Source organism: Nocardioides sp. TRM66260-LWL, from assembly GCF_020075545.1.
Classification (GTDB): domain Bacteria; phylum Actinomycetota; class Actinomycetes; order Propionibacteriales; family Nocardioidaceae; genus Nocardioides.
The window spans coordinates 144,530-161,635 of the sequence record NZ_JAIQZK010000004.1; the positions used below are offsets into that span (position 1 = coordinate 144,530).

Annotated in this window: 20 protein-coding genes; 13 read left to right on the forward strand and 7 right to left on the reverse strand. The window is 73.4% G+C overall.

The features are described from left to right. Positions 1–195: 195 nt before the first annotated feature. Entirely contained in the window at positions 196–1,392 is a 1,197-nt protein-coding gene (locus K8Z61_RS11700; RefSeq protein ID WP_224129696.1) for a trans-acting enoyl reductase family protein, read from the reverse strand. Between the two features lie 48 nt (positions 1,393–1,440). Between K8Z61_RS11700 and K8Z61_RS11705 the strand changes: the two genes are divergently transcribed. After that, the gene (locus tag K8Z61_RS11705) at positions 1,441–1,713 is read left to right on the forward strand and encodes a DUF2277 domain-containing protein (protein ID WP_224129698.1); all 273 of its coding nucleotides are present in this window, start codon (positions 1,441–1,443) and stop codon (positions 1,711–1,713) included. Beyond that, positions 1,710–2,606, forward strand: coding sequence for a Sir2 family NAD-dependent protein deacetylase (locus K8Z61_RS11710; RefSeq protein WP_224129700.1), 897 nt, complete (start codon positions 1,710–1,712; stop codon positions 2,604–2,606). The genes K8Z61_RS11705 and K8Z61_RS11710 overlap by 4 nt, the downstream gene beginning before the upstream one ends. A gap of 18 nt (positions 2,607–2,624) precedes the next feature. Here K8Z61_RS11710 and K8Z61_RS11715 read toward each other — a convergent pair whose 3' ends face one another. Both K8Z61_RS11715 and K8Z61_RS11720 read right to left on the reverse strand, forming a co-directional pair. Beyond that, on the reverse strand, positions 2,625–2,969 hold the full coding sequence (locus tag K8Z61_RS11715) for a hypothetical protein (RefSeq protein WP_224129702.1): 345 nt from the start codon (positions 2,967–2,969) through the stop codon (positions 2,625–2,627). Between the two features lie 156 nt (positions 2,970–3,125). After that, positions 3,126–3,812 (reverse strand): metal-dependent transcriptional regulator, encoded by a 687-nt coding sequence (locus K8Z61_RS11720; RefSeq protein ID WP_224129704.1) that lies wholly within the window; start codon positions 3,810–3,812, stop codon positions 3,126–3,128. Positions 3,813–3,915: 103 nt separating this feature from the next. Here K8Z61_RS11720 and K8Z61_RS11725 point away from each other — a divergent pair, with 103 nt between their 5' ends. Both K8Z61_RS11725 and K8Z61_RS11730 read left to right on the forward strand, forming a co-directional pair. Beyond that, positions 3,916–5,289, forward strand: coding sequence for a deoxyribodipyrimidine photo-lyase (locus K8Z61_RS11725; protein WP_224129705.1), 1,374 nt, complete (start codon positions 3,916–3,918; stop codon positions 5,287–5,289). Positions 5,290–5,368: 79 nt separating this feature from the next. After that, complete coding sequence (locus K8Z61_RS11730; RefSeq protein WP_224129707.1) at positions 5,369–6,994, forward strand: glycoside hydrolase family 13 protein; 1,626 nt, start codon at positions 5,369–5,371, stop codon at positions 6,992–6,994. 31 nt (positions 6,995–7,025) lie between these two features. Here K8Z61_RS11730 and K8Z61_RS11735 read toward each other — a convergent pair whose 3' ends face one another. From K8Z61_RS11735 to K8Z61_RS11745, 3 genes are all read right to left on the reverse strand, one after another. Beyond that, positions 7,026–7,499: a MarR family winged helix-turn-helix transcriptional regulator gene (locus tag K8Z61_RS11735; RefSeq protein WP_224129709.1), complete on the reverse strand. Its 474-nt coding sequence runs from the start codon at positions 7,497–7,499 to the stop codon at positions 7,026–7,028. Next, the gene (locus K8Z61_RS11740; RefSeq protein ID WP_308116776.1) at positions 7,496–9,211 is read right to left on the reverse strand and encodes an MDR family MFS transporter; all 1,716 of its coding nucleotides are present in this window, start codon (positions 9,209–9,211) and stop codon (positions 7,496–7,498) included. Before K8Z61_RS11740 ends, K8Z61_RS11735 begins: the two co-directional genes overlap by 4 nt. 130 nt (positions 9,212–9,341) lie before the next feature. Continuing rightward, on the reverse strand, positions 9,342–10,406 hold the full coding sequence (locus K8Z61_RS11745; protein ID WP_224129711.1) for a chemotaxis response regulator protein-glutamate methylesterase: 1,065 nt from the start codon (positions 10,404–10,406) through the stop codon (positions 9,342–9,344). Between the two features lie 115 nt (positions 10,407–10,521). Here K8Z61_RS11745 and K8Z61_RS11750 point away from each other — a divergent pair, with 115 nt between their 5' ends. From K8Z61_RS11750 to K8Z61_RS11775, 6 genes are all read left to right on the forward strand, one after another. Beyond that, positions 10,522–11,415, forward strand: coding sequence for a protein-glutamate O-methyltransferase CheR (locus K8Z61_RS11750; protein ID WP_224129713.1), 894 nt, complete (start codon positions 10,522–10,524; stop codon positions 11,413–11,415). A gap of 5 nt (positions 11,416–11,420) precedes the next feature. After that, complete coding sequence (locus tag K8Z61_RS11755; protein WP_224129714.1) at positions 11,421–11,804, forward strand: response regulator; 384 nt, start codon at positions 11,421–11,423, stop codon at positions 11,802–11,804. Continuing rightward, on the forward strand, positions 11,801–12,310 hold the full coding sequence (locus K8Z61_RS11760) for a chemotaxis protein CheX (RefSeq protein ID WP_224129715.1): 510 nt from the start codon (positions 11,801–11,803) through the stop codon (positions 12,308–12,310). Before K8Z61_RS11755 ends, K8Z61_RS11760 begins: the two co-directional genes overlap by 4 nt. Positions 12,311–12,313: 3 nt before the next feature. Further along, the gene (locus K8Z61_RS11765; RefSeq protein WP_224129716.1) at positions 12,314–12,679 is read left to right on the forward strand and encodes a response regulator; all 366 of its coding nucleotides are present in this window, start codon (positions 12,314–12,316) and stop codon (positions 12,677–12,679) included. Positions 12,680–12,682: 3 nt separating this feature from the next. Then, entirely contained in the window at positions 12,683–13,171 is a 489-nt protein-coding gene (locus K8Z61_RS11770; protein WP_224129717.1) for a hypothetical protein, read from the forward strand. 364 nt (positions 13,172–13,535) lie between these two features. Further along, the gene (locus K8Z61_RS11775) at positions 13,536–14,849 is read left to right on the forward strand and encodes an HNH endonuclease signature motif containing protein (protein ID WP_224129718.1); all 1,314 of its coding nucleotides are present in this window, start codon (positions 13,536–13,538) and stop codon (positions 14,847–14,849) included. A 70-nt stretch (positions 14,850–14,919) separates the two neighbouring features. Here the strand turns inward: K8Z61_RS11775 and K8Z61_RS11780 are convergent, their stop codons facing one another. Further along, positions 14,920–15,711 carry a DM13 domain-containing protein gene (locus tag K8Z61_RS11780; protein ID WP_224129719.1) on the reverse strand — a complete coding sequence of 264 codons (792 nt, stop codon included), beginning with the start codon at positions 15,709–15,711 and terminating at the stop codon, positions 14,920–14,922. Between the two features lie 265 nt (positions 15,712–15,976). Here K8Z61_RS11780 and flgB point away from each other — a divergent pair, with 265 nt between their 5' ends. Genes flgB through fliE form a run of 3 tightly spaced genes read left to right on the forward strand, consistent with a single transcriptional unit; the run spans position 15,977 to position 17,105 of the window. Further along, positions 15,977–16,360, forward strand: a complete 384-nt coding sequence (gene flgB, locus K8Z61_RS11785; protein ID WP_224129720.1) for a flagellar basal body rod protein FlgB — start codon at positions 15,977–15,979, stop codon at positions 16,358–16,360. After that, complete coding sequence (locus tag K8Z61_RS11790; RefSeq protein ID WP_224129721.1) at positions 16,360–16,755, forward strand: flagellar basal body rod protein FlgC; 396 nt, start codon at positions 16,360–16,362, stop codon at positions 16,753–16,755. Before flgB ends, K8Z61_RS11790 begins: the two co-directional genes overlap by 1 nt. After that, positions 16,752–17,105: a flagellar hook-basal body complex protein FliE gene (fliE, locus tag K8Z61_RS11795; RefSeq protein ID WP_224129723.1), complete on the forward strand. Its 354-nt coding sequence runs from the start codon at positions 16,752–16,754 to the stop codon at positions 17,103–17,105. The genes K8Z61_RS11790 and fliE overlap by 4 nt, the downstream gene beginning before the upstream one ends. Position 17,106 lies beyond the last annotated feature (1 nt).

Below are 17,106 nucleotides of genomic sequence, written 5' to 3' on the forward strand. Positions count from 1 at the left end.
TAACGCGGGGTTCGACCCCACTGGTCGCCCCTCATGAGGGGTGCACAGATGGTGGGAACCCCGCGTTACATCGGGTCCGTCCGACCCCGCCCAACGCTTGTAACGCGGAGTCCCGTCAACTGACCACCCCTTGTGACTGGTGGTCAGTTCACGGGACTCCGCGTTACATGGGGGCGGGCCGGCCGAGGGCCCGGCTCAGACCACCTCGAACCGCATCCCGGCGGCGACCAGCCGGTCGAGCAGGGACGCGCCCATCGCCTGGGCGGTGGTGACGCAGCCGGCGGTGGCCGGGTTGTCGTCGAAGGCCAGGCACAGGGCCGACTCGGCGAGCATCTTGGCGGTCTCGTCGTAGCCGGGGTCGCCGCCGGAGACGCGGGCGTGCAGGGTGCGGCCCTCGGTCTCGGCGACGACGTCGACGGTGAACCACGAGCGCTCCCGGCGTCCGGCCGAGGGGCCCTCGCCCTGCTTGACCCGCGAGAGCAGGGCGCGACGCAGCGGCGGGACGTTGGCCACGACGCCGATCGCGCCGACGCCGGCGGCTCCACCTGCGGCGTAGCGCAGCGTCCGCGTGCCGGCGAAGTGGCTGTAGGAGAACCGCGGGCCGTAGGAGTCCAGCGCGGCGGCGCTGCGGACGATCACCTGGGGGTCGAGCGTGGGCAGCGGGAGCAGCCAGTAGCCGAGCAGCCGGTCGCGGCCCGGACGCCCGGCGACGGCGCGCACGCTGCGTCCCTCCGGACGCGGCTCGACGGCGCGGCGGGCCCGGTAGGCGGCGCTCATCTGACGGGCCCGCGCGAACGCGCCGACCGCGGAGTGGAAGGTGCCGCCGGAGAAGGTGGCGTTGCTGCGCACCACGCCCCGCACGTCGACCGGCGCCGTGATCGGCCCCAGCTCGCGGAGCGCGAAGTAGACCCCCAGGTCGTGGGGCACGGAGTCGAATCCGCAGGCGTGGACGATTCGCGCCCCGGAGGCGACGGCGCGCTCGTGGTGGCGCACGTACATGGTGTCGACGAACTCGGGCTCGCCGGTGAGGTCGACGTAGTCGGTGCCGGCCTCGGCGCAGGCCGCCAGCAGCGGCTCGCCCAGCTGCAGGTAGGGCCCGACGGTGGTGGCGACGACCTTGGTGCGCCGCACCAGCGCCGCGAGCGAGGCGGCGTCGTCGACGTCGGCCTCGAGCAGCGGCAGCGCGGCGAGCGCCTCGGCCCGCTCGGGGTGCCGGCGCACCAGCCGCTCGCGGACGGCCTCCAGCCGGGCCGCGGAGCGTCCGGCCAGCGCCCACCGCAGGTCGGCGGGGCCGTGCGCGGCCAGGTAGTCGGCGGTCAGGCCGCCGGTGAAGCCGGTGGCGCCGAACAGGACGACGTCGAGGTCCGCGGCGGGCTGGGAGGGGTCGCTCATGCGGCTCATCCAACCACCGGCCCCCGCGGCCCGACGTAGGCTCTCAGCATGTGCCGCAGCATCCGTCAGCTCCACAACTTCGAGCCGCCGGCCACCGACGACGAGGTGCACGCCGCGGCCCTGCAGTACGTCCGCAAGATCGCCGGCACGAGCGCTCCCTCGCAGGCCAACCGGGCCGCCTTCGACGCCGCCGTCGCCGCGATCACCGAGGTCACCCGCGATCTCGTCGACTCCCTCGTCACCACCGCGCCGCCGAAGGACCGCGAGGTCGAGGCGGCCAAGGCGCGGGCCCGGGCCGCCGTCCGGTACGCCCGGCCATGACGCTCTCCCCCGTCGTCCGCCCGCTGGCCGGCGTCCGCTCGGTCACCGGCGCGAGCCTGCCGCGCGAGCCGGAGGCCGCCGACCCGGCACGCGCCGAGGAGGCCCTCGCGCTGCTCGCCCCGCGGCGGCTCGTGGTGCTCACCGGCGCCGGCCTCTCCACCGACTCCGGCATCCCCGACTACCGGGGCCCCGGCGCTCCCGAGCGCACGCCGATGACCTTCCAGGAGTTCTGCTCCGGCCCGGAGGCCCGCCAGCGCTACTGGGCGCGCAGCCACGTCGGCTGGGGCCGGATGCGCCGTGCCGACCCGAACGCCGGCCACCGCGCGGTGGCGTCGCTGGACGCCGGGCTGGTGATCACCCAGAACGTCGACGGCCTGCACGAGCGCGCCGGCACGCCACGCCTGGTCGCGCTGCACGGCCGGATCGCCGACGTCGTGTGCCTCTCCTGCCGCACTGTGACGCCGCGCTCGACCCTGCAGGAGCGGCTCGCCGAGCTCAACCCGGGCTGGCTGGCCGAGCACGCGGACGCGCAGGTGCGTCCCGACGGCGACGTCCTGCTCGACGACACCGCCGGGTTCGCGGTGCCCGACTGCCCCTGCGGCGGGGTGCTCAAGCCGGACGTCGTGTTCTTCGGCGAGAGCGTCCCGCGCGAGCGGGTGGCCCGCTGCTTCGCGGCGGTCGACGCCCTGACGCCCGCCGACGGCGCCCTGCTGGTGGCCGGCTCGAGCCTGGCGGTGATGAGCGGCCTGCGCTTCGTGCGCCGTGCCGCCAAGGCGGGGGTGCCGGTGGTGCTGGCCAACCGCGGCCGCACCCGCGGCGACGAGCACGCGACGTGCGCCGTCGAGACCGACTGCACGACGTTCCTGACGCGGCTCGCGGCCCTGCGCTCCTAGCGCGTGGGCCCGGACGGGTCAGCGCTCGTCGAGCTCCTTGCGCCACTCGGCGAGCATGTCGAGCACCGACTGGGTGGACTCCAGACCGCGTGCCTCGGGACCGCCGTCGGCCTCGTCGAGCCGCTCGCTGGCCTGCTCGGGCGGGAGCCGGACGCCGCGCTCGACGACGTAGAGGGTGTCCTCGAGCTCGAAGCGCAGGTCGGCGACCCAGCCGGAGTGGTACTCGCCGTCGACGTCGAGCAGGACGAGGTCCTCGCCCGGCTCCAGGGCGCGACGCAGGCGGGACTCGACGTGGCTGACGATCAGCGGACCGCGCATGGCGGTCAGCTCGGCCCCGGTGTAGGGCAGCTCCACGAGTTCCACGGTGAGAACACTCTCCGACATCACTACGCCCTCCCAGACGTCTCATGCCCATGGGGGCATCGGTGCTTCGTCAGGGACAACGCGGCGGATGGGCTCAGGTCACGCCCGGGACCGCTGGTCCAGACCAGTGGCGGGCGCTCGGGGGGAGGGGTCGGATCACAGCCGCCGCACGAAGATGTGGTCGGCGGCCTCGGGGGCGATCTCGGCGGACTCACCGGAGGCGCCGACCAGCACGCCCTCCTCGGTGGGCACCACGGTGACCGTCGTGTCGGGCAGGGCGCCCACGCGCCGCAGCGCGCTCATGAGGTGCTCGTCCTTCTGCATCTCCTCGGAGATGCGGCGGATCAGGACGCGCCCCTCCCCCGCGCTCGCGGCGGCGGAGAGGGACTCGACCCCGGTCATGAAGTCCTCGGCGACCTCGTCGCCGCCGAGCTCGTCGAGACCGGGGATGGGGTTGCCGTACGGCGAGGCCGTCGGGTGGTCGAGCAGCTCGACGAGGCGTCGCTCGACGTTCTCGGAGATGACGTGCTCCCAGCGGCACGCCTCTTCGTGCACGAGCTCCCAGGGCAGCCCGATGACGTCGGTGAGCAGCCGCTCGGCGAGTCGGTGCTTGCGCATGACGCGGGTGGCCAGCCGCCGCCCCTCGTCGGTGAGCTCCAGGTGACGGTCGCCCTCGACGGTGAGGAGGCCGTCGCGCTCCATGCGGGCGACCGTCTGGGAGACGGTGGGGCCGCTCTGGTGCAGGCGCTCGGCGATGCGGGCTCGCAGGGGGACGATGCCCTCCTCCACGAGCTCGTAGATCGTGCGCAGGTACATCTCGGTGGTGTCGATCAAGTCGCTCACCTCCCCATTCTTGCCTAAGCGGATGACAGGGCGGTGACGGCGACGCTGCGGCGGGCGTCCCGAAGGGGTGAGCGGGTGGGTGCGGCCTGGCAGGGTGAGAGGCATGGCCGACCGTCCCACCGCCGTCATGTGGTTCCGGCGCGACCTGCGCCTGGCCGACAACCCCGCCCTGTGCGCGGCCGCCGCGGACGGCGCGGTGCTGCCGCTGTTCGTGCTCGACGACGCCCTGTGGAGGCCGGCCGGACCCAGCCGCCGCGCCTACCTCGCAGCGTCGCTGCGCTCGCTGGACGCCTCGCTGCGGCAGCGGCAGACCCGGCTGAGCGTCGTCCACGGCGACCCGGTGCGCCGCGTCGTCGAGGCGGCGCGGGCCGTGGGCGCGACCCGCGTGCACGTGGCCGCCGACTACGGGCCCTACGGCGCGCGGCGCGACGCCGCGGTCGAGGAGGCGCTGGCCGAGCACGACCTCGAGCTGGTGCGCACCGGCTCGCCCTACGCGGTCGCGCCCGGCCGCGTGCGCAACGGCTCGGGCGAGCCCTACAAGGTGTTCACGCCGTTCTCCCGCGCCTGGGCCGCGCACGGCTGGCGCGACCCCGTCGAGGCGCCGACCGGCTCCGGCTGGGTCGAGCTGCCGGAGAGCCGGACGACGGGGATCCCCGACGTCGCCCTGCCCGACGGCCTGGAGCTGCCCGAGGCCGGCGAGCGCGCGGCGCTGGAGCGCTGGACGGAGTTCCGCGAGCGCCTCGGCGACTACGCCGACCACCGCGACCTGCCGGCGATCGAGGGCACCTCGCGGATGTCGGCCCACCTGAAGTGGGGCGAGATCCACCCGCGGACGATGCTCGCCGACCTGGCCGGGCCCGTCGCCCACGGCAGCGGGTCGGCCCAGACCTACCGCTCCGAGCTCGCGTGGCGGGAGTTCTACGCCGACGTCCTGCACGCCCGCCCCGAGACCGCGCGGGAGTACCTGCGCGGCGAGTACGCCCGCATGCAGTACGACGAGCCGGGCCGCGCGTTCGAGCGCTGGCAGGAGGGACGCACGGGCTTCCCGATCGTCGACGCCGGCATGCGCCAGCTGCGCGCCACCGGCTGGATGCACAACCGGGTGCGGATGATCGTCGCCAGCTTCCTGGTCAAGGACCTCCACGTGGAGTGGCAGCACGGCGCCCGGCACTTCCTGCACTGGCTGGTCGACGGCGACCTCGCCTCGAACAACCACGGCTGGCAGTGGACGGCCGGCAGCGGCACCGACGCCGCGCCGTTCTTCCGGGTGTTCAACCCGACGTCGCAGGGCCGCAAGTTCGACCCGAAGGGCGCCTACGTGCGGCGCTGGGTCGAGGAGCTCGCCGACCCCGGGCAGGTGCCCGACCCCCACGACCCCGACGCCGACACCCGCTCGCTGGTGGGCTACCCCCGGCCCATGGTCGACCACGGCGCCGAGCGCAAGGAGGCGCTGGCCCGCTGGGAGGCGATCCGCTGAGCGGCCGACCCGCCCGGCGGACCCGGGCGGCCCCGTCCGGACGTGCGCCGGGTCACGTCGGTCTGGAACAATCTCCGACATGTCTTTGAACGATCCAAACGCCACGCCGTGGTGGCGCGACGCGGTCATCTACCAGGTCTACGTCCGCAGCTTCGCCGACAGTGACGGCGACGGCATCGGCGACCTGCCCGGCATCACCGCACGCCTGCCGCACCTGCGCGACCTCGGCGTCGACGCGCTGTGGATCACGCCCTTCTACACCTCCCCGCAGAAGGACCACGGCTACGACGTCGCCGACTACTGCGACGTCGACCCGCTGTTCGGCTCGCTGGCCGACGCCGACGCCCTGATCGAGCGGGCCCACGGCCTGGGGCTCAAGGTCGTCGTCGACCTGGTGCCCAACCACTCCTCCAGCGCGCACGCGTGGTTCCAGGCCGCGCTGGCCGCCGAGCCGGGCTCGCCCGAGCGCGCGCGCTACCTCTTCCGCGACGGCCGCGGCGTCGACGGCTCCGAGCCGCCGAACAACTGGCGCTCGGTGTTCGGCGGCCCCGCCTGGACGCGGGTGCCCGACGGCCAGTGGTACCTGCACCTCTTCGACTCCTCCCAGCCCGACTTCGACTGGCGCAACCCCGAGGTCGGCGATCTCTTCGAGTCGGTGCTGCGCTTCTGGCTCGACCGCGGCGTCGACGGCTTCCGGGTCGACGTCGCCCACGGCCTGGTCAAGGAGGCCTCGCTGCGCGACCAGGTCGTCGAGGAGGGCGAGGAGCCGGCGTCCGGCGCCGACGTCAACGGCGAGCAGGAGCGCTCGATGGTCGAGCGGGTGCTGCGCGACGAGCCGATGTGGGACCAGCCCGAGGTGCACGACGTCTACCGCCGGTGGCACCGCGTGCTCGCGGAGTACGACGGCGACCGGATGGACGTCGCCGAGGCCTGGACCCAGACGCCGGAGTCGATGGCCCGCTTCGTGCGTCCCGACGAGATGAGCCAGTCGTTCAACTTCGCCTGGCTGGTCTCGCCGTGGTCGGCCGAGGCCTTCGCCGAGGTCATCACCGGCACCTTCGACGCGCTGGCCGAGGTCGGCGCCTCGCCGACGTGGGTGCTCAGCAACCACGACGTCATCCGCCACGTCACGCGCTACGGCGGCGGCGAGCAGGGTCTGGCCCGCGCCCGCGCGGCCACCATGACCATGCTCGCGCTGCCCGGATCGTCCTACCTCTACCAGGGCGAGGAGCTCGGCCTGGAGCAGGTCGACGTCGAGCCGCAGTTCCGGCAGGACCCCTCGTGGTTCCGCACCGGCGAGGTCGGCCGCGACGGCTGCCGCGTGCCGATCCCGTGGTCGGGCGACGCCGCCCCGTACGGCTTCGGCCCGGGCGGGGAGCAGCCGTGGCTGCCGCAGCCGGACGACTGGGCGCCGCTGACCGTCGAGGCGCAGGCCGCCGACGAGGCGTCGACGCTGGCGTTCTACCGCCGCACGCTGGCCGCGCGACGCGACCTCGTCGGCACGAGCGTCGAGATGCTCGACCTGGGGGCGGACGTCCTCGGCTTCCGCCGCGGCGTCGGCGAGCGCGCCGTCACCGTCGTGCTCAACTGCGGCGCGACCCCGGCGCCGCTGCCGCAGGGCGAGGTGCTGCTGTGCAGCGACGCCTCCGGGCTGCCCGCGGATGCGACCCTGCCGGCCGACACCGCCGTCTGGCTGCGGGGCTGACACCGACCCGACGGACGCCGGGCGTCGGGGCTCAGGCCCCGGCGTCCGGCTCGTCGAGGGCCAGGTTGTAGGCGGCCAGCTCGTCGACGAACGCGGCCAGCCGGGCCGGGCTCCACGAGCCGAGCCGCTCGTCGATGAACGAGCGGCGCTGCCGCGAGACCTCGTCGAGGCGCCGCAGGGCGTCGTCGCTGACCGAGACGAGGTGGGCCCGGCCGTCGGCGGGGTCGGGCGTGCGCTCGACCAGGCCGAGGTCGATCAGGTGCTGCAGTTGGCGGCTGATCGCGCCCTTGTCGATCTGGAAGTGGCAGACCAGCGACGCCGCGCGCACCGGCCCGGTCTCGGCCACGTGCGCGAGCAGGAGGTAGGAGGACGACTGCAGCTCGGGATGCACCGCCCGTGCGCGTTCGGCGATGATCCGCCGCAGCCGGCGGACCAGCCCGCCGACCTCCTGCTCCAGGCGGAGCAGGAGGTCGGTGCGCGCGGGGGCGTCGGCGTGCAGGCTCATCGGGTGCGGATGCTACCGGCCAGCTCGCCGGTGGCCTCGGGCGCGGCGGCCGCGAGCCCGGCGTCCTCGTCCAAGCCGGCGGCCCCGTCGGAGGGCACCAGGTCGTTGGTGGTGCGCAGCGGCACCTCCCGGATGAACAGCACGCACACCAGGGCCAGCACGGCGAACGGCGTGGCGACGAGGAACAGCTCGCCGAACGACTGGCCGAAGGCCGACTCGAAGACCGCCCGCACCGGGCCCGGCAGGGCGCCGAGGTCGGGGATCTCGTGGCTGCTGTGGCTGTCGGAGGCGACCCCGATGGACGCCAGGCCGGCCTGGGCCTTGTCGGCCACCCGGCTGCTCAGCAGCGCGCCGAGCACGGCGACGCCGATCGAGCCGCCGAGGGAGCGGAAGAACGCCACGACCGAGCTGGCCGCGCCGAGCTCGCTGAGCGGCACGTTGTTCTGCACCGCCAGGACGAGGTTCTGCATCGTGGCGCCCAGGCCGATCCCGAGGACGGCCATGAAGGCGCCGACGACGACCAGGCTGGTGGTCTCGTCGATCGTGCCGAGCAGGCCGAGGCCGACCACGACGAGCACCATGCCGCCGACCAGGTAGCGCTTCCAGCGGCCGGTGGCGGTGATGATGCGTCCGGTGCCGATGCTCGAGACCAGCAGGCCGCCCACCATGGCGATCGACATGAGCCCGGCGTGCGTCGGGGTCATGCCGCGGGCGGTCTGGAAGTACTGCGAGAGGTAGACCGTCGAGCCGAACATCGCGACGCCGATGAGCGTCGAGGCGGTCGTGGCGAGCGCGATGGTGCGGTCGCGGAACAGGTGCAGCGGGATGATCGGCTCGCGGGCCACGCGGCCCTCGACGACCATGGCCGCGACGAGCACGACGACGCCGGCGACGACGAGCACGGCGGTCGTGGCCGAGGCCCAGGCGAACTGGTTGCCGGCCAGGCTCACCCACACCAGCAGGATGCTGACGCCGGCCATGATCAGGGTCGCGCCCAGCACGTCGACGCTGGCCTCGCGGCGGACGACGGGCAGGTGCAGGGTCTTCTGGAGCAGCACGAAGGCGACCAGGGCGATCGGCAGGCCGACGAAGAAGCAGCCGCGCCAGCCGAGGGCGGAGTCGACGATCACGCCGCCGATGAGCGGCCCGGAGACGGTGGCCAGCGCGAACACGGCGCCGATGTAGCCGGAGTAGCGGCCCCGCTCGCGCGGCGGCACCATCGTCGCGATGACGACCTGCACCAGCGCGGTCAGGCCGCCGACGCCGAGGCCCTGGACGACGCGGGCGCCGATCAGGGTGCCCATGTTCGGGGCCAGGGAGGCGATCACCGAGCCGACGACGTAGACGACCAGCGCGGTCTGCACCAGCAGCTTCTTGCTGTAGAGATCGGCCAGCTTGCCCCAGACCGGGGTGGTGGCGGTCATCGCGAGCAGGGTGGCGACGACGACCCAGGTGTAGCCGGTCTGGCTGCCCTGGAGGTCGGCGACGATCCGCGGCAGCGCGTTGGTGACGACCGTGCTGGAGAGCATCGCGACGAACATCGCGAGCAGCAGGCCGGAGAGCGCCTCGAGGATCTGCCGATGGGTCATCGGCTCGTCGGCACGCGGCGGCTCGTGGCCGGCGGCGTGCTGGGGCTGCGGGTGTCGCTCGCCGCGGTGCGCGCCGGCGTGGTGGGCCGGGGCCGCCGCGGGGCGGGGATCGAGGTGGGTCACGTACGCGTCCTTCATGCTGACCTAAAGGTTGTCTAGGTCAACGTTATTCCGCGGACGCGCACGCGCCCAAACGCGCCAATCCCTCCGGGTGCCCCGGCGGGTGCCCGGCGGGTGCCCCGGCGGGACGCCGTCAGCCGGCCAGCGAGCTGCGCAGCCGGGGCGTCAGCGCGGTGAGCGCCGTCAGCCGGGCGGGGATGTCGCCGAGCGGGAGGATGTCGTCGGCCAGGCCGGCGCCGACCACGGCCCCGGGCATGCCCCAGACGACCGAGGAGTCCTGGTCCTGGGCGATCACCACGCCGCCCGCCTTCGAGACGGCCTCGCAGCCGATCCGTCCGTCGTGCCCCATGCCGGTGAGCACCAGCGCGACGCAGCCGGCCCCGTAGATCGCGGCGGCGGAGCGGAAGAGCGCGTCGGCGGCGGGCCGGCAGAAGTTCTCCTTCTCGCCCTGGTCGAGGGTCGCGACGACCCGGGCCTCCGAGCGTCCGAGGCGCAGGTGGAAGTCGCCCGGCGCCACGAGCACGCGTCCGGGCGCCACGACGTCGCCGGCGCGCGCCTCGCGCACCTCGAGGTCGGTGAGCCGGTCGAGCCGCTGGGCGAGCTGGGCGCTGAAGACCGGCGGCATGTGCTGCGCGATCAGGATGGGCAGCGGGAAGGTCGCGGGCAGCGCCGTCAGCACCTGGCACAGGGCGTCCGGGCCGCCCGTGGAGCAGCCGATGACCAGCGCGGTGGGGCTGGGCAGGTCCGGGCTGGTGCGGCGATGCCGCACCAGCGCGCCGCCGCCGACGACGCGGCGGGCGCCGGCCAGCGCCTTGATCCGCGGCACGAGCTCCGCGCGCACCTTCGCCATCGACTCGGTCACGCTGCCCGCCCCGGTCGGCTTGGCCACGTAGTCGGACGCGCCGCGCGAGAGCGCCTGCAGCGTCGCCGCGGCGCCGCGCTCGGTGAGCGTGCTGAACATGATCACGGGCAGGCGCGGATGCGCGCGGTGGATGCGCTCGAGGGCGCCGAGCCCGTCGAGCCGGGGCATCTCGACGTCGAGCGTGACGACGTCCGGCCGCAGCCGATCGACCATCACGATCGCCTCCTCGCCGTCGCAGGCGGTGCCGACCACCTCGATCTCCGGGTCGCCCGACAGGACGGTGGAGATCAGGCGCCGGAGGACGGTGGAGTCGTCCACCACGAGAGCCCTGATCACGCCGGGCCCATCGGCACCGACGTCGACCCACCTGAGCGAACGCACTGGTCTGGTCTCGACCATCCGGCTGCCGACGATCCCTCAGGTGACCCCCGGTGGCACCGATGGTCCGGACGTGATCTCCGAGACCAACTTCGGCTTCGTCGCCGACCTGCTGCGTCGGGAGACCGCCATGCTCTGCGAGCGCGGCAAGGAGTACCTCGTCGAGGCGCGCCTGCTGCCGCTCGCCCGCCAGGCGGGTGACCCCGACGTCGACCACTACGTCGACCGACTCCGTCGCGACGCCGGCGAGCGCGCCCGCGCCGTCGACGCCCTGACGATCAACGAGACGTCGTGGTTCCGCGACCTCGCCCCCTACCAGGCGTTCGTCGACGACGTGCTGCCGCGCCTCCTCGCCGCCCGGGTCGACACGCGTCGCCTGACCATCTGGTCGGCCGCCTGCTCCTCGGGCCAGGAGGCCTACAGCCTGGCGATGCTGCTGGACGAGCACCTGCCGGCCGGCTGGACCGCCCGCATCCACGCCACCGACGTCTCGCCGACGATGGTCGAGCGGGTCCGCGCCGGCCGCTACTCGCAGGTCGAGATGAACCGCGGCATGCCGGCCACGCGCCTCGTCAAGTACTTCCAGCGGGTCGGCAGCGAGTGGGAGGTCCAGCCGCAGCTGCGGACGATGGTGACCACCCAGGTGATGAACCTGGCCGCGCCGCTGCCGCCGCTGCCGACCTTCGACGTCGTGCTGCTGCGCAACGTCCTCATCTACTTCGACCACGCGACGAAGCAGTCGATCCTCGACCGGGTCCAGGCGACCATCGCAGAGGACGGCTTCCTCATGCTCGGGTCGACCGAGACCACGCTCGACCTCGAGACCACCTGGACGCGCGAGTCCGCCGGTCCCGCGGGACGGGTCGTGCTGCACCGCCCACGCCACGGACGCGCCGTCAGCCGGCCGTTCCCCGATTCGTCATCCCCCGCGGCGAGCCCTCACCTCACGCTCAGGACAGGAGCCTGACCACCATGCACGCACTGATCATCGACGACTCCAGGACGATGCGGTCCATCCTCAAGCGCATCGTCCACGAGATCGGCTTCGAGACCACCGAGGCCGCCAACGGCCAGGAGGCCCTCGACGTCCTCGAGGCCGGGCTCGTCCCCGACCTGTGCCTCATCGACTGGAACATGCCGCTCATGGACGGCTACACCTTCGTGACGCGGGTGCGGGCCGACGAGCGGTGGCGCTCGATGACGCTCATGATGGTGACCACCGAGAGCGAGCACGGGCAGATCGTCCGCGCGCTGGCCGCGGGCGCCCACGAGTACGTCATCAAGCCGTTCACGGCCGACGCCATCGTCGAGAAGCTCGAGCTCCTCGGCCTCGCCGTCCGGGAGGTCCCGGCATGATCGCCATCGACGAGCCCACGATCTCCGACGTCCACGCGGTCGTCGAGGAGGTCTGGACGAGCTTCCTCGGCTCCGACGAGCCCATCCAGATCGGCGCCTCGACCGAGACGACGAGCCTCGTAGACCGGCTGATGCTGGACGACGACACCTGGACCGCCGCCATCACCGTCACCGGCGCGTGGGAGGCGATGATCCTGATCAGCGTGCCCGTGCCCGCGGCCGGCCTGATCACCGTCGGCATGCTCGGCCTGGACCCCGCCGAGGCCGAGACCTGCGGCCTGGAGGACCTCACCGACGCCCTCGGCGAGCTCGTCAACATCGTCGGCGGCGGCGTCAAGAGCCTCATGCCCGGCCCGAGCGCGCTCTCGCTGCCGCTCGTCGCCCAGGGCGCCATCACCTCGACGTCGAACCTCGAGGAGGTGTGCGCCGTCGACCTCACCTGGCACGGCCACCCCATCCGCGTGTCCATCGACGTTCCCCGCACCACCCACGGCATCGGAGGCTGAACCGTGTTGATCCTGGTCGTCGACGACTCCCGCGTCATGCGGCAGATCGTCATCCGCACCCTGCGGCAGTCGGGCCACGGCGGCCACGACATCGTCGAGGCGGAGAACGGCCGTGAGGCGCTCGAGCTGTGCACCACGCGCAGCGTCGACCTCGTGCTCTCGGACTGGAACATGCCGGAGATGAGCGGCATCGACCTGCTGGAGTCGCTGCGCGAGCGCGGCTCCACGGTGACGTTCGGCTTCGTCACCTCGGAGGGGTCGGACCTCATGCGCTCCCGGGCACAGGCGGCGGGGGCGCAGTTCCTCATCGCCAAGCCGTTCACCCCTGAGGCGTTCGACGCCGCCCTGAACGCCGCCAAGGTGGGCTGAGGCGTGACCACCCTGATGACGCACCTGCCGGCGCCGAAGGAGGTCAAGGACCTCATCTTCGGGCTGCTCGACAAGCCGATCGCCCTGCGTCCCGGCCCGCCGTTCGCGGTGAGCCCGCTCTACCCGGCGAGCATCGCCTCGTTCGTGGACGACTCGCTCGTCGTGCGGGCCGTCGTCGCGCTCGACCTGCCGCTCTCGGCCTACCTCTCCGCGGCCCTGGCCCTCGTGCCGGTCGCCGGCGCGGAGGCCGCGATCGAGGAGCAGCGGCTCAGCCCGCCGCTGGCCGAGGCCCTGCACGAGGTGTTCAACGTCTTCGCGACGCTGTTCAATGTGGGCGACTCCGCCCACGTACGCCTCTACAACGCCACGCCCTCGGGCGAGCCGCTCGCCGCCGACGCCCGCAGCCGCACCCAGATCCTGGGCCGGCGCGAAGACCTCGTCGTCGACATCACCGGCTACGGCACCGGACGCCTCGCGATCGTCCTCTGCTGAGCCCCGGCGCCCTGCGTGCCGACGGCCCGCGACCCTCCCTCGGGTCGCGGGCCGTCTCGCCGTCGGGCGTCACTCGGTGGTCGAGTGGGGCTCCGGTGGTCGAGCTCGTCGAGACCCCCGCACCCGACCGCTGACGGCGGCTAGTGGTCGACCAGCCCCGGTCTCCTCACCGCTCGCCTTGGTCGCCGTGGCGGTCATGGCACTCGGTGGTCGCTCGCCGTCTCGGTACAGCGGGTGTCCCCCTTTCGCCGTCGCCGGCTTCGGCGTTGCTTCTCTCAGTTGTCTTTGGTTGGTGCCTTGAAAGCCTGCTCTGATCTGGGGATATCCCCTTCTCTTCGAACGCGTGTTCGCATAGAATCAGGCTATGCCCTCTCGGACCCCCCGGCTGCTGCGTGATAGCGATGCCCTGCGCGCTGCGATGGCCGCACGTGCTGCCGAGGAGCAGGCGGCCCGTGACGTGTTCATCGCCGCCGCGGACTGGGCCATCGCTCATGTCGCCGGGTCCGGCGACGTCGCGGGATACGTCATCGACACCGGGATGATGCTGCCGCTCGCGGGTCCTGGGGCTCCGGAGGTTCAGGAGCATGCGGTCACCGAGTTCATCACCGCACTCGGCATGACCCAGCAGGCCGGGTCCTTCTACGTGGGCCACGCGCTCGAGGCCTGCGTCCGGCTCCCTCGCGTCTGGTCCCGCCTCGTGAAGGGCGAGCTGACGGTGTGGCAGGTCCGCCGGATCACCGAGGACACCATCCCGCTGTCGGCCGAGGCAGCCGACCTGGTCGACGCCCGGATCGCCGCCTACGCCCACCAGGTGTCGCAGACCCAGATCTCGAACATCTGCCGGGTCGCGCAGGAGCACGCCGACCCCGACGAAGCGGTCCTGCGTCAGGCGCGTGAGGCCGAGCACCGCTGCTTCGAGGTGTGGATGGGCCAAGCCGGCTTCGACGGCACCATCGACATCTCAGGCCGCCTCGACCAGCCCGACGCCGCCGACCTCGAACGCGCCATCGCCGCGCTGGCCGAGCAGCTGAAGAAGGCCGGCTCGGAGGAGACGCTGAGCGTCCGGCGCGCGAAGGCCGCCGGGATGCTCGCGCGTGGGGAGCAGGCCCTCCCGCTCGAGGCCGACGGCGGGCCCGGAGCCACCGCGTCAGCGACGCCGTCCCGGTCGCGGCACCTCACGCTCTACGTCCACCTCTCCGTCGACGCCGTCACCGGAGCCCTCGGCGACGTCGCGCGAAGCGAGGCGTCCCGCTCACCGCTCGGCATCGACGTCATCAGGACCTGGTGCCAGACCGCCGGCACCAGCGTCACCGTGCGGCCGGTCCTCGATCTGGCGGCCGAGCGCTACAGCGACGCCTACGAGGTGCCGGATCTGATGCGGGAGCAGATCATCCTCAGGGACCACACCTGCGTGTTCCCGTACTGCCGCCGGCCGGCGAGATCCTGCGACGCCGACCACGTCCAGTCCTACGAATCCGGCGGCCCCACCAGCTCCTCGAATCTCGCGCCGCTGTGCCGCAAGCACCACCGCCACAAGACCCACGACGGCTGGCGCTACAAGCCCGCCGGACCCGACCAACCCGGCGTCTACCTCTGGCGATCACCGAACGGCGTCCGCTTCCGACGCGACCGCCACGGCACCACCCTCCTCGACCCACCCGAGCCCGACGGCGGCTGAGCGCCACCGCTACGCACCGCCCCGCAGCCCGACACCACCCGGTGATCGGGCCACGGGCATGCCCGGGGCCTCAGCCGGCGAGACCGGGGAGGGGCGCGGTGCCGAAGGCGACGTCGAAGCGGTCGCACCAGATGACGGCGCTGCGGATGCCCTCGAGCGAGGCCGAGTCGGGGATCGCGTAGGTCTGGTTGCCGCGCGTCGCCTTCAGCTTCCCGAGGCGGACGTACGAGCCGTCGTCGTAGCTCCCCCACGAGCCGCCCGACGGGGCGGACGAGAGCCACACGTGCACGTCGGGGCCGTCGCTGGTCGAGAGTCCCTCGAGGCGCAGCACCCGCTGACCGTCCTCGAGTCGCAGCAGCACCGCACGGCCGGACGTCTCGTGCTCGGCGTCCTCGAAGTCGCCGGACGAGAGCTCGCGCACCACCGGCACGGCGGACGGGGACGGCGTGGCGGACGCCTCGATCGTCGGACTCGACGCCGGGTTCGACGGGGCGCCCGAGACCGCGCCCGGGAACGGGGCCGCAGATCGGGTGGGAGCGGCGGGTCGGGCGTCCACCGGGTCGCCCGCCGAGGGCCGGCCGCGCGGCGTCGGCTTCGGAGTCGGCGTCGGCGCCGCGACGGCGGGGGTCGAGGACTCGACGGCCGAGGCCGGGGAGGACGGCGTGCCGACGGGAGCGGACGGGGAGCCGGGGACCCGAGGCGCGAGGTCGGCGGCCTGGGGCGCCGAGGTCTGGCGGACGCCGAGCGGCGCCGTCTCGTCGATCGTGCTGGAGGTGAGCAGCCGCCAGGGCTGGAACCACCAGCCGCCGAGCGCGAGCAGCGCGACGAGGGCGACGACGAGGAGGGCGGGGGGTCTGCGCATCACGGCGGGCTCCGGACCGTCGGGGGAGGGTGGTCTGCCCTCGACGGTAGGGCGGAGCCGGGGTCCGGAGCAGGGGTCGGACGCCGTCGTCACCGCACCGTAAGAAGTCGCCCGGATCCCTCAGGTGCCGTCCGGGACGGCCGATGCCACCCACGAGCGAGGACTGCTCGACACCGCCGACGGACCGGCACCCGCCCCTGCGAGCCGCAGGGGGACCGCCCCAGCGCGCTTCCGCGCTGACCGTTCCGTCGGAGGTCAGATCCCCGTGTCCGTGCCCCTGTACGCCGCGAGCGACGCCGTCTCGTCGGTGCTCGGCTACGCGCTGGACGGCATCGCGCAGCGCCAGCGCGTGATCGCCGACAACATCGCCAACATCGACACCCCCGGGTTCCGGGCGACGGCGGTGGACTTCGAGTCCTCGCTGCAGGCGGCGATCAGCGGCGCGGGCCCCGACGGCGTCCAGTCCGCCCTCGCGAACGCCACCCCGGCGCTGCTGCCCACCAACACCCCGGTCGGCGCCAACGGCAACGACGTCGACCTGCGCAAGGAGACCCTCGCGGCCATGCAGTCGCAGTTCCAGTACCAGATGGTCGCCCGCGCGGTGACCGACCGCTTCGACCTCGTGAAGACCGCGGCGGGAGCCGTCTGATGGGCGCCTTCGACGCGCTGAGCATCGCGAACTCCGGGCTCGGCTTCCACCAGACCTGGCTCGACGCGCTGTCGTACAACATCGCGAACGCCAACACGATCCGCCCGACCTCGCAGTCGGCCTTCCAGGCCCAGATGGTCGTCGCGCAGCCGCTGGCCGGCGGCCAGGGCGTCGCGGTCGGCGGCCTCGCCTACTCCGACGCGCAGGGCGTGATCGTCAACGACCCGAACAGCCCGCTGGCCGACGCGAACGGCAACGTGCGGGCGCCGGCGATGGACATGTCCGCCCAGATGACCCAGCTGATCATGGCCCAGCGCGGCTTCCAGGCCAGCGCGCAGGTCACTAAGTACGCGCAGGACACCTACTCCACCGCCATCGGGATCGGTGGCCGATGAGCGTCAACGGCATCGAGGCGGTCGGCTTCACGCCGATGGTCCCCACCCAGGTGGCCGCGCCGGCCACCGGCCCGTCCGCGCCGACCGCGCCCACCGGCCCGAACGCCCCCGGCGCGCCGAAGGTCGAGGGTCCCGACTTCGGCCAGCTCGTCGCCGACGGCCTCCAGCGCCTCGACGGCGTCCAGCGCACCAGCGACCGGCTCGCCGTCCAGGCCGCCAGCGGCACGCTCACCAACCTGCACGACTACACGATCGCGGCCACCCAGGCGGCCGTGACGACCCAGGTGACGGTGGCCGTGCGCAACAAGGCCGTCGAGGCGTTCAACGAGATCATGCGGATGCAGGTCTGAG